Source organism: Amycolatopsis echigonensis (genome assembly GCF_002846615.1).
Lineage (GTDB): Bacteria > Actinomycetota > Actinomycetes > Mycobacteriales > Pseudonocardiaceae > Amycolatopsis > Amycolatopsis echigonensis.
Map to the genome: position 1 here is coordinate 1,581,740 of NZ_PJMY01000003.1, position 17,147 is coordinate 1,598,886.

Here is a 17,147-nt window from a genome sequence, read left to right on the forward strand (position 1 = left end):
GTTGTTCACCGTGTTCACATCCATGAACATCAATCATGTACTTGACCAGTGTTCTCCTGATGCCATAGCGTGAGCGCACGCCGCATCCGAAGTCATCGAACCTCGACGAGGAGGGTTGGAATGCGCGTCCGCTATCGAGTTCTGGCGGCAACCGCCGGAACCGCGGCATTGCTCGCACTCGCCACACCCGCGGCGTCCGCCGGGACCGTCCCGGTCAAGAACTCCGCCGAGCTGAAGACGGCACTGGCCTCGGCCAAGCCGGGCACCACGATCCAGCTGGCCGCGAACACCACCTACACCGGCAACTTCAAGGCCGCCGCCAACGGCACCGCGAACGGGCGCATCACGCTCACCGGCCCGCGCAGCGCGGTCGTGCAGGCGTCCGGCGGCCGCACCATAGAACTGACCGGCAGCTACTGGACGCTGTCCGGCTTCACCGTCACCGGCGGCCAAAAGGGCGTGATGGCGCTGGGCGTCAACCACACGCTGATCGACGGCCTCAAGGTGACCGGCATCGGCAACGAGGGCATCCACTTCCAGCACGGCAGCAGCGACAACGTCGTGCAGAACTCCGAAATCTCCGACACCGGCAAGGAAAACGGCGGTTTCGGCGAGGGCATCTACTTCGGTTCGGCGAACAGCAACTGGCCGAACGGACAGCCCGACCACAGCGACCGCAACAAGGCGATCGGCAACAAGATCGGGCCGAACGTGCGCGCGGAATCGATCGACGTCAAGGAAGGCACCACCGGCGGCGAGCTGCGCGGCAACACCTTCGACGGCACCGGCCAGAGCGGCGAGAACTACGCCGACAGCTGGGTCGACGTGAAGGGCAACGGGTACCTGGTCACCGGCAACAAGGGCAGCAAGGTCTTCGTGCACGACGCGACCTACGGGGCGTTCGAAGTTCACGTGCAGGTTGACGGCTGGGGCCAGAACAACACCTTCTCGGACAACACCGCGGACGTGCAGGCGCCCTCGGCCTACGGTTTCTACGTGGTCAAAGCGGCCACCGGGAACAAGGTCTGCGCCAGCAACAAGGTGACGAACGCCGGGAAGGGCTTCGCGAACGTAGCCGCGTCACCAGGCTGCTGACCGCGATCACAGACGGGGGCCCGCTCAGCCCGGCGGCGGGGGCGGGCCCCCACCCTTCTCCTCGTGAGTGCTGATCACGGTTCTTACCGCGATCGCACTCACGACCCCGGGTGCGGTGCGGATGACGGGGTTCGGGAAGAGTGTCGGTCATGGACGAGCTCTACCCGCCGACCCCGGTGCGCGCCGACGGCATGCTGGACGTCGGCGACGGGCACCGGATCTACTGCCAGGAAGCCGGGAACCCCCAGGGGAAGCCGGTGGTGGTACTGCACGGCGGGCCGGGAAGCGGCACCGCCCCGATGACCCGGCGGCACTTCGATCCCGAGGCGTACCGGATCATCCTGTTCGACCAGCGCGGCTCCGGTCGCAGCACCCCCAACGCCGGCGACGACGATCTGTCGGCGAACACGTTGTGGCACTTGGTCTCCGACATGGAGCTGCTGCGCGAACGGCTGAACATCGAGCGCTGGCAACTGTTCGGCGGGTCGTGGGGTTCGACGCTCGCGCTGGCGTACGCGGAAACCCATCCGTCGCGAGTGTCGGAAATGGTGCTGCGCGGCATTTTCACCGTGCGCCAGCGGGAACTGGACTGGCTCTACCGCGGCGGCGCGGCGAATCTCTTCCCCGCGGAGTGGGACGCCTTCCTGGAGCCGCTGAACGAGCGGCAGCGGGAAGATCCGCTTGCCGGGTACGCCGAACTGCTCCACTCCCCCGACCGCGCGGTCCGCGAACGGGCCGCGATCGCCTGGAGCGTCTGGGAAGGCGCGACGGTGGCGTTGCTGCCGCAACAGTCCTTTGTGAACCAATACGCGAATCCGCAGTTCGCGCTGACGTTCGCTCGTCTTGCCGTGCACTACTTCCAGCATGGCGCGTGGCTCGAAGAAGGCCAGCTGATCCGCGACGCGGGGAAGCTCGCCGGGATTCCGGGCGTCTTGGTGCAGGGGCGTTACGACGCGGTCTGCCCGCCGATCACGGCGTATCAACTGCATCGGGCCTGGCCCGGGTCGACGTTGAAACTCACCGAATCCGCAGGGCACGCGGTCACTGATCCCGGCATCCTCGCCGCTCTCCGCGAGGCTACGGACGGCTTCCACTGAAAGCCGTGAAGGGCTCCTTGAAGGAATCTGGTTCCCGCAAGGAGTCCTTCACGGTCCTTCGGAGCTAGATCCGGCCGCCGCTGGAGCTGTCGCCGCCGGAAAGCCGCTGTGCCAGGTAAACCGGCACCGTCGAGACGATGATCAGCACCGCCGCGACCACGTTGACCACCGGGGCCTGGTTCGGCCGGAACAGGTTGTTGTAGATCCAGATCGGCAGCGTCTCCATGCCGGTGCCGAGCGTGAACGTCGTCACGATGATCTCGTCGAACGACAGCGCGAACGCCAGCAATCCGCCCGCCAGCAACGCCGACCGCAACATCGGGAACATCACCAGGCGGAACGTCGTCATGCCGTCCGCGCCGAGGTCCATCGACGCTTCTTCGAGATTCCCGCCCATCCGGCGCAACCGGGCGACCACGTTGTTGAACACGACCACGATGCAGAACGTGGCGTGCGCGACGATCGCCGTCATCAGGCCGAGATCAAGGCCGAAGATCGTCCGGAACGCGTTGTTCAGCGCGATACCGGTGACGATGCCGGGCAGCGCGATCGGCAGGATCACCAGCAGCGACAGCGAATTGCGCCCGAAGAACCGGTACTTCTGCAACGCGAACGCGGCCATCGTGCCGAGCACCAAAGCGATCGCGGTGGCCGAAAGCCCGGCGACGACGCTGGTCCACAAGGCGTGCAGCGCACCCTCGTTGGTGACCGCGCGGCCCCACCATTCCAGCGTGAAGCTCTTGGGCGGCCACCCGAACGTGGTGTCCGCGTTCACCGAGTTCAGCAGGACCACCAGCAGCGGGAAGTAGATCACCGCGAATCCGGCTCCGAGCGCGGTCCACAACAGCACCCGGGCGGGTTTCGACATCCGCACGGCGGTCTCCTAGAGGTTGTCCAGCGCACCGGTGCGACGCACCGCGGCCAGGTAGACGAGCATGATCACGACCGGAACCGTCGCGACGGTCGCGGCGAACGGCAGGTTGTTGGCCGCGCCGATGTTGTCGTACACGACGTTGCCGAGCATCTGCGAGGTGCCGCCGACGATCTTCACCGCGATGTAGTCGCCGAGCGACAGCGAGAAGGTGAAGATCGACCCCGCGACGATCGCCGGGAACGTCAGCGGCAGGATCACCGAACGGAACGTGCGGAACGATTTCGCGCCGAGGTCGCCGGAAGCGTCCACTAAGGACACCGGAAGCCGTTCGAGGCCCGCGTAGATCGGCAGGATCATGTACGGAAGCCAGAGATAGGACAGCGTGATCACGGTCGCGGTGACGCCGTACCCCGGCCCGGAGATGCCGAGCGGGTTCAGCAGCCAGTTCAGCACCCCGTTGCCGGACAACAAGGTCCGCCACGCGTACGCCTTCACCAGGTAGCTCGCCCACAGCGGCGTCATCACCATGATCACCAGCACCCGCTGCGCCTTGGGCGACGCGAGTTTGGCCATCGCGAAGGCCATCGGGAACGCGATCACCGCGTCGATCACGGTCACCAGCAACGCGATGCCGACGGTGCGGAACGTGATCGTGCGATACACGGAATCACTGAAAAGAGTGACGACGTTGTCGAAGGACCAGTCGGTGACCACCTTGCCGGTGAAGACGTCGGTGGACCAGAAGGCCGTGATGAAGAGGGCGGCGAGCGCGCCGAGGTAGGCCAGGCCGAGCCAGAGCATCGGCGCGGTGAGCAGAAGGCCGAGGCGCAGCTGGGGTTTGCGGTGGAAGAAAGCCGAGATGCGGTGACTCGGCGGGCTCACGGCGGTCATGTCGTAGCACTTTCCGGTGGAGAGGGGAGAAAAGCCGAGGGCCGCGGGAACATGGGGAGGGCCCGCGGCCCTCGGCGGACTCACGGACGCCGGCGCGGTGGGTACCGGCATCCGCGAGAGTCGATCAGCCCTTGATCTCGGTCCAGGCCCGGGTCCAGTCGCCGTAGTCCTTGCACTTGACGTCCGTGCGGCCGTCGAGGCACTGCGGGATCGGCGTGGTCCAGTACTGGATCTTGGCGGCGTACGCGGCGTCGTTGGCGTGGTAGGTGTCGCACAGCGACTTGTCCTTGAACTCCGCGCAGGCCTTGGAGTTCGCCGGGGCCTCGCCGAAGTACTCGGCGACCTGGGCGTTCACCTTCGGGCTCGTGATGTAGTCCATCCACTTGTACGCGCACGTCTTGTGCTGCGACTTCGCGGACACCATCCAGGTGTCCGACCAGCCGGTCGCCCCCTCGCTCGGCACCGTGGCCGCGACCGGCGCGCCCTCGCTCTTCGCGAGGTTCACCGTCACCTGCCAGGCCGTGCCGATCACGCCGTCGCCGCTCTTGAGCGACTGCGTTTCCTTGAGGTAGTCCGACCAGTACTCCTCGACCAGCGGGCGCTGCTTCTTGAGCAGGTCCGTGGCCGCCTTGAACTGCTTGTCGTCCAGGGCGTACGGGTTCTTGATGCCGAGGTCGGGCTGGTGCGCCATCAGGTACAGCGCGGCGTCGGCGATGTAGATCGGCGAGTCGTAGGCGATGACCTTGCCCTTGAACTGCGACTTCTCGTCGAACATCGGCGACCACGACTTCGGCTCCGGCTGCACCTTGTCGGTGCGGTAGGCCAGCACGTTCGCGCCCCAGCCGTGCGGGATGCCGTAGGCGACGTTGTTGACGCTGTTCCACGACTTGTTCTTGAGGAACGGGTAAATGTCGTTGTAGTTCGGGACGAGCGCGGTGTTCACCGGCTCAACGTCGCCCGAGGCGACCAGCCGCAGCGAGGCGTCGCCGGACGCCGAAACCACGTCGTACTGCCCGGTCTTCATCAGCGTCACGGCCTCGTCCGAGGTGCCGAACGGCTTGACGTTGACCTTGCAGCCGGTCTGCTGCTCGAACGGCGTGACCCAGTTGACCTTCGGGTCGTTCGAGCCGTTTTCCGCGTAACCGGGCCACGCGAGCACGTTCAGCTGGCCTTCCGGCTGGCCGAGCTGCGTCAGCGCGGCCAGCTTCGGCGGCGTGAAGCCCTGTGCGCCCGGCGCCGACCCCTTGGAGTCGGAGCCCGAGGTGCCGCAGGCAGCGAGCAGGAGGCTCACGCCGCACAGCCCTGCGAGCAGCGTCTTCCTGTTCTTCATAGCGAGAGAAACCTTCCCGTGAGGAACTAGCCGGCTTCGGGGACCTGGAAACTGTGTTCGCGGCGCCAGCGCAGGCGAACGCGACCGTCGGCGAACTCGGTCGGCTCACTGGTGTTCTGGCGGACAACGGACAATTGGCCCCCGGCATCGAGCGCGACAGCGTAGCGCACTGTCGACCCGGCATATACGACATCCGTCACCGAACCGGTCGCGGAAGTCTCCCCGGGGCCCGCCGGCGAGGCGAGATCGCCGTCGATGCGGATCTTCTCCGGCCGGATGCTGTACAGCCCCGGCCTGCCGATCACCGCCTCCGCGCTGCGCCCGCTGAGCAGGTTCGACGTGCCGACGAAGCCCGCTACGAAAGCGCTTGCCGGGCGTTCGTACACCTCGACCGGAGTACCGACCTGTTCGATGCGGCCCGCGTTGAACACGGCGATCCGGTCGCTCATGGTGAGCGCCTCGTCCTGATCGTGGGTGACGAAGACGAAGGTGATGCCGACCTCGCGCTGGATCTGCTTGAGCTCGACCTGCATGGTCTGGCGGAGCTTGAGGTCAAGCGCGCCAAGGGGTTCATCCAAAAGCAACACTTTCGGGCGATTCACGAGAGCACGGGCAAGTGCTACGCGCTGCCGCTGCCCGCCGGACATCTGCGACGGTTTGCGATCGCCGAAATCCTCCAGCCGCACCGTGCGCAGCGCTTCCTTCGCGCGCTCGCGGCGTTCGGCCTTCGCGACCCGCTTGACTTTCAGGCCGTACTCCACGTTCTGCTGCACCGTCATGTGCGGGAAGAGCGCGTAGTCCTGGAAAACCGTGTTCACGTCGCGGTCGAACGGAGCCAGCTGGCTGACGTCCTTGCCTTCGAGCTCGATCGTGCCCGCGGTGGGCAGTTCGAATCCGGCGATCATCCGCAGCACGGTGGTCTTGCCGGAACCGGACGGGCCGAGCATCGAGAAGAACTCGCCGGGCGGGATGTCGAGGTCGACCCCGTCCACGGCGCGCACCTTGTCGAAGTGCTTTTCCAGTCCGGTGAGCCGGATCGCCGGCTGTCCCGTCTGCGGACGCCTTCCCGGCGACCGGGTCTCGGCGGGGGCTTGATGGGGCATGACAGGCCTTCCGATGGATCTGGTCACGACGGCTACAACGCACTCATCACGTGCTTGACTCGGGTGTAGTCCTCGAGGCCGTACAGCGAGAGGTCCTTGCCGTAGCCGGACCGCTTGAACCCGCCGTGCGGCATCTCGGCCACGAGCGGAATGTGCGTGTTGATCCACACGCAGCCGAAGTCGAGTTTCGCCGAGAACCGCATGGCGCGCTGGTGGTCCTTGGTCCAGACCGAGGAGGCGAGGCCGTACGGAACCCCGTTGGCCTGCTTGAGCGCCTCGTCGTCCTCGGTGAACCGCTGCACCGTGATGACCGGGCCGAAGACCTCGTTCTGGATGATCTCGTCGTCCTGCCGGAGACCGGAAACCACGGTGGCCTCGTAGAAGTAGCCCTCGTCGCCGGAACGCCGTCCTCCACAGTGGACAGTCGCGTGCTCCGGCAGCCGTTCGATGAAGCCGGAGACCTTTTCCAGCTGCGCGGCGTTGTTGAGCGGACCGAAGGCGACGTCGTCGCCCGTGCCGGTCTTGTTCGCCTCGGCCTGCCGGGCGAGCGCGTTGACGAACGTGTCGTGCACGTCTTCGTGCACCAGCACGCGAGTGGCGGCGGTGCAGTCCTGGCCCGCGTTGAAGTACCCGGCCGCGGCGATGGCTTCGGCGGCCGCTTCGAGATCGGCGTCCGGGAACACGATCACCGGGGCCTTGCCGCCCAGTTCGAGGTGCACGCGCTTGACGTCGTGCGCCGCCGAACCGGCCACCTCGATGCCCGCGCGCACCGACCCGGTGATCGACACCATCGCCGGAATGTCGTGCTCTACCAACGCACGTCCGGTGTCGCGGTCGCCGCAGATCACGTTGAACACGCCCGCGGGCAGGTGCTCGCCGCAGATCTCGGCGAGCAGCAGCGTGGAGGCGGGCGTGGTGTCGGACGGCTTGAGCACGATGGTGTTGCCCGCGGCGAGCGCCGGCGCGATCTTCCAGATCGCCATCATGAGCGGGTAGTTCCAGGGTGTCACCTGCGCGCAGACGCCGACCGGCTCACGGCGGATGAACGACGTGTGGCCTTCCATGTACTCGCCGGCCGAACGGCCCTCCAGCACGCGCGCGGCGCCGGCGAAAAAGCGCACCTGGTCGATGACCGCGGGCAGCTCCTCCTCCATGGTCAGCGCGAACGGCTTCCCGGTGTCCTTCGCTTCGACGCGGATGATCTCCTCGCCCCGCGCCTCGAGCGCGTCGGCGATCTTGAGCAGCGCGAGCTGCCGCTGCGCCGGGGTGGTCTCGCGCCAGCTTTCGAACGCTTCCGCGGCGACCTTGAGCGCGCGGTCCACGTCCTCGGCGCCGGCCACCGGCGCGGTGCAGTACGCACGGCCGGTAACCGGGTCGACGATTTCCGCGACCTTTCCGGACAGCGAGTCGACGTAGGTCCCGCCGACGTAGTGCTTCAACTCCTGCACGCGTGCGCCTCCTGACTCTCCGTGGCAGGATGAAACATATAACTCCATATTTCAAATGACAAGGCCCTGGGGCAGGATTGGCTCCAACGGATGCCGAGACGGGTGGACCAACGATGCGCAAGGAGATGTCGAACAGCGCACGACTGGCGATGTTCGCCCCGCTGGACCAGGTGGGGCGCGCGGAGGCGGTCGCGGCGCGGCTTTTCGACGCCATCACGCTCGGTCTCCTCGACGACGCCGAGCAGTTGCCGAGCGAGGCCGAACTCGCCGCCCAGTTCCGCGTCTCCACGGTCACCGTGCGCGAGGCGCTCGCGGTGCTGCGGCAGCAGGGCCTCGTCGAAACGCGGCGCGGGCGGGGCGGCGGCAGCTTCGTGCGGACCCCGGACTGGCCCGCGCAGAGTTCGTGGGCCGAACGCCTGCGATTGGTCTCAATGGCTGAACTTCGCGACTTCGGCGACCACTACCTCGCCGTCGCGGGTTCGGCCGCGAAGCTCGCCGCCGAACGCAGCACACCCGAAGATCTCGAACGGCTGCGGCTCACCGCGGAAGACCTCCTCGGCGCGAGCGGCCCGGACGCGACCCGCGCGGAACGGCATTTCCACCTCGAAGTCGCCGCCGCCGCACAGTCCCCGCGGCTCACCAACCAGGAAGTTCAGCTGCAGAGCGAACACGGCGTATTGCTGTGGGCGCCCCTCGGCGACAAGGAAACCTGCCGGGGGTCCTACGCTGAGCACCAGGCGATCGTCTCCGCGATCGCCTCGGCCGACGGCGATCGGGCGCGTGCCTTGACCGAGGACCACCTCCTCGGAGCGCTCGACCGGCTCGCGGATCTGCACCTGTCCCTCGAAACGCCGTAAGCTCCGATGACCCCGCATCACGAGGTGAGCATCGTGACCGACACCCGCACGCTGACCGGCGAAGAGGTAGTGACCCAGGTTTCCTCCCTCGTCGAGGAGATTTTCGCGCGCCTGAAACCAGTTCTGGCCGCCGCCGAAGCGCTGCTCGCCGAAAACGGCGACCTGTCCGCTGAAGCACTGCACACGATCCGGCCGCAGGTCATCGAGGCGCTCGGCGGCCTCGTGGTCGGCGCGGGCTTCGTGAGCGCGCCGAATGTCTTGGCCGATCAGGAACTCGGCTTCGAATGGTGGACTTCCTGCCGCACCGACGATGGTTCGCCGGAACAGCTGTTCATCAGCCTCGATCCGGAGAGCCCCAATTTCCTGGACTACACGCGGCAATCGTGGTTCACCGTGCCGCGCGACAGCGGGCGGCGGCATGTCAACGGGCCGTACGTGGACTATCTCTGCACCGACGAGTACACGCTCACCTTTACCGTTCCCGTTACGCGCGGTGAGGAATTCGCTGGAGTCGTTGGTGCGGACGTGTATGTGCGAGAGTTCGAGCGCACGGTGAGTCGCCGGCTTCGCGCGCTCGGCCGGACTGCCGCGTTGCTCAACGCACAGGGCCGGGTGATCGTGTCGAACAGCGTGCGGAAAGCGACCGGGTCGCTGGTGCGCGAGATCGACGTGCCTGCCTGGTGGGCGTCCGGTGCGGAACCGTATACGGCGCCGAGCGGGATGACGTTGCGGCGGTGCGGGGATTCGCCGATCACGTTGCTGGTCACGACCTGACCTGGAGCGCGAACCACAATTCCGCTCGGACGCCCGGTGCGTCGAGGTCCCGGCCCAGCAGCTCAGCCGCTTTGGTGACCCGGTTGCGCAACGTGTGCCGGTGCACGCCGAGCTTCGTCGCGGCGAGGTCCCAATGGCCGTGGTGTTCGAGCCAGCAGCGCAGTGACAGCTCCAGGTCGCCGCGGCCGGTCCGGTCGAACTCCCTTACCGGCGCGAGAAGCTGATCGGAAAACGCTTGCGCGGCTTGCTGATCGACCAAGCCGAGCAACCCGGCTCCCGCGTGATCGGCGTAGCGCAGCATCGGCACCCGCTGCGTTCGCGCGGCCTCGGCCGCTTCTTCCGCCTGCCGGAGTGCAGTCGGAAAATCCCCCGTGGACAGTCCACTGTGGAACTCCCCGGTCTCCGCGACGATCGCACTCACCCCGTCATTCTCCGCCAGCACGATCAGCTTGTCTCCGCGGTGGGCGGCGAACACTTGCCCGGCAAGGGTTTCCAGCCGTTCGTACAGTGTGTTCCGGGCAGCTTTGCTCCCGGCCACCGCGAGCACCGTCCACGGCTCTTGAGGAAGATCTGGCACGACGTCTCGGGCCAGCTCGCGGTGACCCGCGGCGAGCAGCTCCAGCACGCCGGTATGCAGCTGGGACAGCGAGAGTCGCTGGGCCCGGTCCTGTTCCAGGGCAAGGGAAAGCAGCGAGACCGCCGTGTTGACGATGTGCTGTCCGGTGCTGTCCAACGGTTCCGCGGTACCGACCGCCAACGCGCCCCGCGTGTGCAGAGTCTGGATGACGACCTCGTCGTCGCCATGAGATACCACGCGCGTGCCCGCGCGAAGACCGGTCACGTCCAGTTCGACGCTGCGTGCTTTGGCCGACGACGCCTCACGCACGCGTCCGGCGGAGTCGTAAAGCACCACCCAGCCGTCGATGAGCCGAGCGAGCCGCCGCACCACTCCCCCGGCGCCGCTGCGCCCGACCGCGGTTCGAGTCAACTCCTGCTGGGCGCGGCCGATCCGCACCGTCGCGGCGTATTCGTCGGCCGCGACCGACCGGGACACCGCGCGCGTGATCGCGATGAACGGCGTCCGCCGCGGCACCTCCAGCACCGGCAACCCGACCTCGTCGGCGACCGCTACCAGCGCGTCCGGCACCTGGGCGTGGCTCAGCCCGACGCCGAACCCGAGCCCGGCGACGTCCGCTTCGACCAGCCGCCGGACGTACGGCTCGTACGTCGCGCTGTAGAGCGTCAGACCGGTCGTGAGCAGCAGTTCCCCGCCTTCGAGGAAGCTTTGCGGATCGGTCAGCTCGGTGGGGTGCACCCAGCCGATCGGGCGGTCCAGCCCGGCCTCGCCCGCGACCACGCGCAGGCCGAGCGCGGGTTCGGCGGCGAGCGCCCGCAGGGTGAGTGCCATAACGGCCAATTGTAGCCGTCGAATTGGACAGAACGGCCAGCTGACGGCGGGCGTGGGAGGCCCCATCCTGAGGGGCGACCGACCGAAAACTCGTGAGCGCGCATCCCGGTTCTAACCGGGATCAACACTCACGACCCGCGACGGAGGAGCGCCGTGACCACCAGCACCGCCGCCGAGCCGCAGGCTCCGGCACCCCGGCAGCGCAGGCTGCAGACCGAGATCCCCGGGCCCTCCTCCCGCGCGCTGCAGGAGCGCCGCGCGAACGCGGTCGCCGCCGGGGTCGCGTCGACGCTGCCCGCCTACATCACCGCCGCCAGCGGCGGGCTGCTCACCGACGCCGACGGCAACGTGCTGATCGACTTCGGTTCCGGGATCGCGGTGGCGAGCGTCGGGCACTCCGCGCCCGAGGTCGTCGACCGGGTGCGTGAGCAGGCATCTCTGTTCACCCACACCTGTTTCATGGTGACCCCGTACGAGGGTTACGTGGAGGTGTGCGAGGCGCTGGCCGAGCTGACGCCGGGCGACCACGCGAAGAAGTCGGTGCTGTTCAACTCCGGTGCCGAGGCGGTCGAGAACGCGGTGAAGATCGCCCGCACCGCCATCGGTCGCCAGGCCGTCGTGGTGTTCGACCACGCCTACCACGGCCGCACCAACCTGACCATGGGGATGACCGCGAAATCGGTGCCCTACAAGCACGGTTTCGGGCCGTTCGCGCCCGAGGTGTACCGCGTGCCGGGCTCGTACCCGTACCGCGACGGGCTGGCCGGACCGGAGGCCGCGCGGCAGGCGATCGACCGGATCGAGAAGCAGATCGGCGGCGACCAGGTCGCGGCCGTCGTGCTCGAACCGATCCAGGGCGAGGGCGGGTTCATCGAGCCCGCGCCCGGTTTCCTGCCCGCGATTTCCTCGTGGTGCAAGGCGAACGGCGTCGTGTTCGTCGCCGACGAGGTGCAGACCGGCTTCTGTCGCACCGGCAACTGGTTCGCCTCGGCGCACGAGGACGTCGTCCCCGACCTTGTCTGCACGGCCAAGGGCATCGCCGGCGGTCTGCCGCTCGCCGCGGTGACCGGTCGCGCGGAGCTGCTCGACGCGGTCGGCCCGGGCGGGCTCGGCGGCACCTACGGCGGCAACCCGATCGCGTGCGCCGCGGCACTGGGCGCGATCGAGACCATGCGCAACGAGGACCTGGCCGGTTCCGCGCGGCGCATCGAGGAGCAGGTGCTGCCGCGGCTTCGAGCGCTGGCCGCGGAAACCGGCGTGATCGGCGACGTGCGCGGACGCGGCGCGATGCTGGCGGCCGAGTTCGTCAAGCCGGGCACGAACGAGCCGGACGCTGACCTCACGAAGCGCATCGCCGCCGCCTGCCATGCACAGGGCGTTGTGGTGCTGACCTGTGGCACGTACGGCAACGTCGTCCGGCTGCTTCCCCCGCTGTCCCTGTCCAACGAGCTGCTCGACGAAGGCCTCGCCGTTCTCGAGTACGCGACCCGCACGGAGGCCCGCAAGTGACTTTCCCGTTCTGGGTGGCCGGAAAGCCGGTCACCAGCAACGAAACGACCGTCGTCCGGCATTCGTTCGACGGTTCCGAGGCCGGTTCGCACTACGTGCCCGGACCGTCCGAAGTGGAGGCTGCCGTCCAGGCCGCGGCGGACGTCGCCGACGAGTTCGCGACGCTGCCCGCGCACGTCCGCGCGGGCGCGCTCGACCACATTTCGCGGCGGCTTTCCGAGCGGGCGGAGGAGATCGCGCAGCTGATCACCGCCGAATCGGGCAAGCCCCTGAAGTGGTCGCGCGGCGAGGTCGGCCGTGCGGTGTCGACGTTCCGCTGGGCGTCCGAGGAGGCCCGCCGGTTCTCCGGCGACCTGCAGCGCCTCGACACCGACCCGGGCGGCACCGGACGGCTCGCGCTGGTCCGGCGCGTGCCGCGCGGTCCGGTGCTGGGCATCACGCCGTTCAACTTCCCGCTGAACCTGGTGGCGCACAAGGTCGCCCCGGCGATCGCGGTCGGCGCGCCGATCGTGCTCAAGCCCGCCCCGGCGACGCCGCTGACCGCGCTGCTGCTCGGCGAAATCCTTGCCGAGACCGACCTTCCGGCGGGCAGCTGGTCGATCCTGCCGCTGGGCAACGAGGCCACCGCCGAACTGGTCAAGGCCCCCCGGCTGCCGGTCGTGTCGTTCACCGGCTCGGTGCCGGTCGGCTGGGCGATCCGCGACAGCGTGCCGCGCAAGCACGTCGCGCTGGAACTCGGCGGCAACGGTGCGGTGCTGGTCTGTCCGGATTGGACTGACCTCGACTTCGCCGCGCAGCGGATCGCGACGTTCGCGATGTACCAGGCCGGACAGTCGTGCATTTCGGTGCAGCGCGTGTACGCGCACACCGACGTCTACGACGAGCTGCAGCGGAAGGTGCTGGAGCAGGTCGCCGCGCTGCGCACCGGAAACCCGCGCGAGGACGGCGTCGACGTGGGCCCGCTGGTCAATGAGGCGGCCGCTTCGCGCGTCGAATCCTGGGTGAGTGACGCGGTTGTCGCCGGTGCCAAGCTGCTCGCCGGCGGTGGCCGTTCGGGTGCGACGGTGGAGCCGACCGTGCTCTCCGAGGTTCCCGAAGACGTTTCGGTGATGGCCGACGAGGTGTTCGGCCCGGTGGTCTCGCTGGTCCGCGTGTCCTCTGTGGACGACGGCGTCGAGCGGATCAACGCGTCCCGCTTCGGCCTGCAGACCGGTGTGTTCACCCGCGACCTGCCGACCGCGTTCGACGTTTCGGCGCGGCTCAAGGTGGGCGGCGTGCTGGTCGGCGACGTGCCGAGCTTCCGCGCCGACCAGATGCCCTACGGCGGCGTGAAGGACTCCGGCGTCGGCCGCGAAGGTCCGGCCGCGGCGATGGCGGACTTCACCGAAGAACGCGTGACTGTCCTTACCGGACTGACTCTCTGAGCGCCGCGTAGGCGTCCACAAGAGACGGTCCGTACCACGTGAGGTAGCGCCCGGAGACGAGTACCGGGCGCATCTCCGGGAAGAAGCCGGGGCCGTCGTCCTGGGTGAATTCGTACGGCTCGTCGGGCAGTACGACCAGGTCGGCCCCGGTCTTCTGAAGTTCTTCCAGCGACGGGCGGGGATAACGCTCGGAGTGTCCCGAGTAGACGTTCTCGACCCCGACCCGGCGCAGCATGTCGCCGGCGAAAGTGTCGCGGCCCAGCACGATCCACGGCTTGCGCCACACCGGAATCACCGCGCGGTGGCGCTCCGGTTCCACCTCGCGCCACAGTTCGTCCGCGGTGTCGAGCCATTCCGGTTCGTCGATGCCGTACACCTGGCCGAAAATCCGCCGCAGCGAGCCCAGCGCGGCAGGCACCGATTCCGCCGCGGCCATGACGAACACCGGAATCCCGTTGGCCCGCAGGGTTTCCACGTCCTCCGGCCGGTTCTCCTCGGAGTTCGCCAGCACCAGATCCGGTTCGAGCGCCAGCACCCGGTCCAGCTTCGGGTACTTCGACCCGCCCACCCGCTCCACGTCCAGACCGGCCGGATGCGTGCAGTAGTCCGTCGCCCCGATCAGCCTCCCCGGTGCGCTCACCTCGACCGCCTCGGTCAGCGACGGCACCAGCGACACCACGCGCCGCGGCGTGCCCTCGATCGGCACCGGCTCGCCGAGATCATCGACCAGTTCCGCGTTCCTCATACCCGTTCGAACGACACCTTCCGCTGCTCGACGTCCACTTCGGTCAGCCGCACCGCGATCCGCTCGCCCTCCGGGAACTTCGCGCCGGAGCACTTCGCCATCACCGGCGGGTCCTCGACCAGGATCTCCGCCCGCGTCTCGTCCGCACGCAACACCACCGCGGTGAACTCGCGACCCACATGCTCAGCGAGTACCCACGCCTCGACCTGATCTATGCACGCGCGTTCCACCCGCGCCGCCAGACTGTCCGAAGCGGACATGTGCGCCGGCACCTCGGACAGCGCCTCCCGCACCCAATCCGGCACCTCGCGTCCGGCCGTCACCGCCAGGCACACCTCAGTGCCGAACCGGTCGACCAGCCGCCGAATCGGTGCCGTGACGTGCGCATACGCCCCGCCGATCCCCGCGTGCGTGGTAACCGCGGGCAATTCCCCGGCGAACGCCGTGTAACCCGCGCCCCGCAACAGCCGCGTGGTGTCCGCGTACAACGCCATCGACGCGGGCTGCCCCGGATCCAAAGTAGACAGAAACTCGGACACCCCGAGCTCGGCGGGCCAGGCCAGTCCGACCGCGGCAGCTGATCGGCGCAGCCATTCCACTGCGTCGGGCTCCGGAGACGGCAGCGTCCGCAGCACCCCGATCCCGGCGTCGATCATGATCCGCGCCGCGGCCATCCCGGTGAGCAAAGAGATTTCGGCGTTCCACGCGTCGACGGCCGTCCGCGGCCGGCGCGCGAGGATCCAGCCGCTGTCGCCGTTGCCGCTGATTTCCTGTTCCGGCAGCTGCAGCTCGACCGCCCCGCGCTGCACTGCGAGACTGCGCCGCAACCGCCCGAGCTCCGGCAACGCCACCACCGACGGATGCGGCCGCCCGGCATCCAGCGACGACTGGACTCCCTCGTAGTCGAGCTGCTCCGTCGAGCGCACCAACGCCCTCCGGACGCGGGTGTCGACGATTTCCCCGCCGTCGTCGACGTCGATGGTCCACAACACCGCGGGCCGGATCTCGCCCGGCAGCAAGCTGGCCGCGCCCTCGGACAGCACCGGCGGATGCAGCGGGACGTTGCCGTCCGGGAGATACAGCGTCTGCCCGCGCCGCCGCGCCTCGTGATCGAGCGCCCCGCCCGGCGGGACGAACGCCGCCAGGTCCGCGATCGCGTACTGGACCCGGAACCCGCTGCCGCGCCGCTCGATCACCATCGCCTGGTCGAGATCCTTGGACCCGGGGGGATCGATCGTGACGAACGGCAGGTCAGTGGCGTCCTCGCGGCCGCCCGCCGACGCGAGCGGATCGAGCACCGCCGTCTCGGCCTCCGCGAGCACCGCGGGCCCGAACGACTCCGGCAGCGCGAATTCCGCCCGGAGACGACCGAAGTCCCCTCCCGACGCTGGCGTCCTCAGCACGAGTGGCGGCACGGTCCAACACTATCCCGCCGAACCGCCGGTGATCGCCCGTTCGGGCGCGGGCCGGTCGGGTGTAGCCTGCCTGGCATTGATAATCGTCTTCATTTTCAGAAGGGGCCGGATCGGTGAAGATCGCGTTCGTCGGCAAGGGCGGCAGCGGGAAAACCACGCTCTCGTCGCTGTTCGTCTCTTATCTGGCAGCAGCGGGCAAACCAGTGCTGGCCATCGACGCCGACATCAACCAGCACCTGGCGGTAGCCCTCGGCGCGACCGAGGAGCAGGCGCTGGCGTGGCCGACCCTCGGCGAGCACATGCCGCTGATCAAGGACTACCTGCGCGGCGACAACCCGCGGATCCCGTCCGCCGAAGCGATGATCAAGACGACCCCGCCCGGCCGGGGCTCGCGACTCGTGCGACCCTTCGAGGACAACCCCATCTTCGACGCCTGCTTCCGCTCGCTCGGCAACGTCCGGCTGGGCGTCACCGGCCAGTTCGACGAGGACGACCTGGGCGTGGCCTGCTACCACTCGAAGGTCGGTGCGGCCGAGCTGCTGCTGAACCACCTGGTGGACGGCACGGATGAGTACGTCGTGATGGACATGACCGCCGGAGCCGACGCGTTCGCCTCGGGTTTGTTCACGCGCTTCGACGTGACGTTCCTGGTGTGCGAGCCGACCCTGCGCAGCGTCGGTGTTTACCGTCAGTACGCGGATCACGCGCGGGACTTCGGCGTTCACCTGGTGGCGGTCGGGAACAAGGTCACCGACAGCGACGATGTCGACTTCCTGACCGAGCAGCTGGGTTCGGCGCTGCTGGGGTGGATGACGACGTCCGGCCACGTCCGGGCCGCCGAACGCGGGACCACCCGGCCGATCGGCGAACTGGAGCCGCGCAACCTGGCGACGCTCGCCGCGATGCGGGACCTGGTGGACAAGACGCCGCGAGACTGGGCGCGGTACCAGCGGCAGGGGGTGGAATTCCACCTGCGGAACGCGCGGGCCTGGGGAAACGGGCGCGTGGGGGCGGATCTGGAGGGACAAGTGGATCCGGACTTCGTACTGGATCCGGCTTTGGTCGCCGGGTGAGGTGTTCCGGGCGCTGACGTTCCTGCCGCCGACCGGACGGTGACCTGTCCGGTCGGCGGTTACTGCTGTCTGGGGGATGAGCACTGCCGGTGCGCCGCCGCTCG

The 17,147-nt window shown here is 68.4% G+C and carries 15 protein-coding genes; 7 read left to right on the forward strand and 8 right to left on the reverse strand.

From position 1 onward, the window contains the following. Positions 1-120 precede the first annotated feature (120 nt). Together ATK30_RS11955 and pip are read left to right on the forward strand one after the other, a co-directional pair. The gene (locus ATK30_RS11955) at positions 121-1,095 is read left to right on the forward strand and encodes a right-handed parallel beta-helix repeat-containing protein (protein WP_101435668.1); all 975 of its coding nucleotides are present in this window, start codon (positions 121-123) and stop codon (positions 1,093-1,095) included. Positions 1,096-1,244: 149 nt separating this feature from the next. Next, positions 1,245-2,192: a prolyl aminopeptidase gene (pip, locus tag ATK30_RS11960; RefSeq protein ID WP_101435669.1), complete on the forward strand. Its 948-nt coding sequence runs from the start codon at positions 1,245-1,247 to the stop codon at positions 2,190-2,192. 64 nt (positions 2,193-2,256) lie between these two features. Here the strand turns inward: pip and ATK30_RS11965 are convergent, their stop codons facing one another. From ATK30_RS11965 to ATK30_RS11985, 5 genes are all read right to left on the reverse strand, one after another. Then, a complete protein-coding gene (locus tag ATK30_RS11965; protein ID WP_416332654.1) occupies positions 2,257-3,060 on the reverse strand; it encodes an ABC transporter permease in 804 nt (267 codons plus the stop codon). Positions 3,061-3,075: 15 nt separating this feature from the next. Then, positions 3,076-3,957, reverse strand: coding sequence for an ABC transporter permease (locus tag ATK30_RS11970; RefSeq protein WP_167441889.1), 882 nt, complete (start codon positions 3,955-3,957; stop codon positions 3,076-3,078). Positions 3,958-4,081: 124 nt separating this feature from the next. Then, positions 4,082-5,287 carry an ABC transporter substrate-binding protein gene (locus ATK30_RS11975; protein WP_101435670.1) on the reverse strand — a complete coding sequence of 402 codons (1,206 nt, stop codon included), beginning with the start codon at positions 5,285-5,287 and terminating at the stop codon, positions 4,082-4,084. Between the two features lie 26 nt (positions 5,288-5,313). Beyond that, entirely contained in the window at positions 5,314-6,390 is a 1,077-nt protein-coding gene (locus ATK30_RS11980) for an ABC transporter ATP-binding protein (RefSeq protein ID WP_101435671.1), read from the reverse strand. A 32-nt stretch (positions 6,391-6,422) separates the two neighbouring features. Continuing rightward, positions 6,423-7,838: a gamma-aminobutyraldehyde dehydrogenase gene (locus tag ATK30_RS11985; protein ID WP_101435672.1), complete on the reverse strand. Its 1,416-nt coding sequence runs from the start codon at positions 7,836-7,838 to the stop codon at positions 6,423-6,425. Between the two features lie 113 nt (positions 7,839-7,951). On the opposite strand from ATK30_RS11985, the gene ATK30_RS11990 reads away from it, so the two are divergent. After that, positions 7,952-8,695 (forward strand): FadR/GntR family transcriptional regulator, encoded by a 744-nt coding sequence (locus tag ATK30_RS11990; protein WP_101435673.1) that lies wholly within the window; start codon positions 7,952-7,954, stop codon positions 8,693-8,695. A 6-nt stretch (positions 8,696-8,701) separates the two neighbouring features. After that, a complete protein-coding gene (locus ATK30_RS11995; protein ID WP_463672404.1) occupies positions 8,702-9,469 on the forward strand; it encodes a cache domain-containing protein in 768 nt (255 codons plus the stop codon). Here the strand turns inward: ATK30_RS11995 and ATK30_RS12000 are convergent. Continuing rightward, the gene (locus ATK30_RS12000; protein ID WP_101435674.1) at positions 9,459-10,877 is read right to left on the reverse strand and encodes a PucR family transcriptional regulator; all 1,419 of its coding nucleotides are present in this window, start codon (positions 10,875-10,877) and stop codon (positions 9,459-9,461) included. The genes ATK30_RS11995 and ATK30_RS12000 overlap by 11 nt on opposite strands. Positions 10,878-11,030: 153 nt before the next feature. Here ATK30_RS12000 and gabT point away from each other — a divergent pair, with 153 nt between their 5' ends. Both gabT and ATK30_RS12010 read left to right on the forward strand, forming a co-directional pair. Beyond that, the gene (gene gabT / locus ATK30_RS12005; RefSeq protein WP_101435675.1) at positions 11,031-12,386 is read left to right on the forward strand and encodes a 4-aminobutyrate--2-oxoglutarate transaminase; all 1,356 of its coding nucleotides are present in this window, start codon (positions 11,031-11,033) and stop codon (positions 12,384-12,386) included. Next, positions 12,383-13,810, forward strand: a complete 1,428-nt coding sequence (locus ATK30_RS12010; RefSeq protein ID WP_101435676.1) for an aldehyde dehydrogenase family protein — start codon at positions 12,383-12,385, stop codon at positions 13,808-13,810. Before gabT ends, ATK30_RS12010 begins: the two co-directional genes overlap by 4 nt. Here the strand turns inward: ATK30_RS12010 and ATK30_RS12015 are convergent. Then, on the reverse strand, positions 13,791-14,555 hold the full coding sequence (locus tag ATK30_RS12015) for a helical backbone metal receptor (protein ID WP_101435677.1): 765 nt from the start codon (positions 14,553-14,555) through the stop codon (positions 13,791-13,793). The genes ATK30_RS12010 and ATK30_RS12015 overlap by 20 nt on opposite strands. After that, entirely contained in the window at positions 14,552-15,970 is a 1,419-nt protein-coding gene (locus ATK30_RS12020; protein WP_416332656.1) for an RNB domain-containing ribonuclease, read from the reverse strand. Before ATK30_RS12020 ends, ATK30_RS12015 begins: the two co-directional genes overlap by 4 nt. Before the next feature lie 113 nt (positions 15,971-16,083). Here ATK30_RS12020 and ATK30_RS12025 point away from each other — a divergent pair, with 113 nt between their 5' ends. Beyond that, a complete protein-coding gene (locus ATK30_RS12025) occupies positions 16,084-17,043 on the forward strand; it encodes an ATP-binding protein (RefSeq protein ID WP_101435678.1) in 960 nt (319 codons plus the stop codon). Positions 17,044-17,147: the final 104 nt, after the last annotated feature.

Bases quoted from the DNA above. Each gene is read 5' to 3' on its own strand.
- ATK30_RS11955 (WP_101435668.1), top strand. From the start codon at position 121: ATGCGCGTCCGCTATCGAGTTCTGGCGGCAACCGCCGGAACCGCGGCA.
- pip (WP_101435669.1), top strand. From the start codon at position 1,245: ATGGACGAGCTCTACCCGCCGACCCCGGTGCGCGCCGACGGCATGCTG.
- ATK30_RS11965 (WP_416332654.1), bottom strand. From the start codon at position 3,060: ATGTCGAAACCCGCCCGGGTGCTGTTGTGGACCGCGCTCGGAGCCGGA.
- ATK30_RS11970 (WP_167441889.1), bottom strand. From the start codon at position 3,957: ATGACCGCCGTGAGCCCGCCGAGTCACCGCATCTCGGCTTTCTTCCAC.
- ATK30_RS11975 (WP_101435670.1), bottom strand. From the start codon at position 5,287: ATGAAGAACAGGAAGACGCTGCTCGCAGGGCTGTGCGGCGTGAGCCTC.
- ATK30_RS11980 (WP_101435671.1), bottom strand. From the start codon at position 6,390: ATGCCCCATCAAGCCCCCGCCGAGACCCGGTCGCCGGGAAGGCGTCCG.
- ATK30_RS11990 (WP_101435673.1), top strand. From the start codon at position 7,952: ATGCGCAAGGAGATGTCGAACAGCGCACGACTGGCGATGTTCGCCCCG.
- ATK30_RS11995 (WP_463672404.1), top strand. From the start codon at position 8,702: ATGACCCCGCATCACGAGGTGAGCATCGTGACCGACACCCGCACGCTG.
- ATK30_RS12000 (WP_101435674.1), bottom strand. From the start codon at position 10,877: ATGGCACTCACCCTGCGGGCGCTCGCCGCCGAACCCGCGCTCGGCCTG.
- ATK30_RS12015 (WP_101435677.1), bottom strand. From the start codon at position 14,555: ATGAGGAACGCGGAACTGGTCGATGATCTCGGCGAGCCGGTGCCGATC.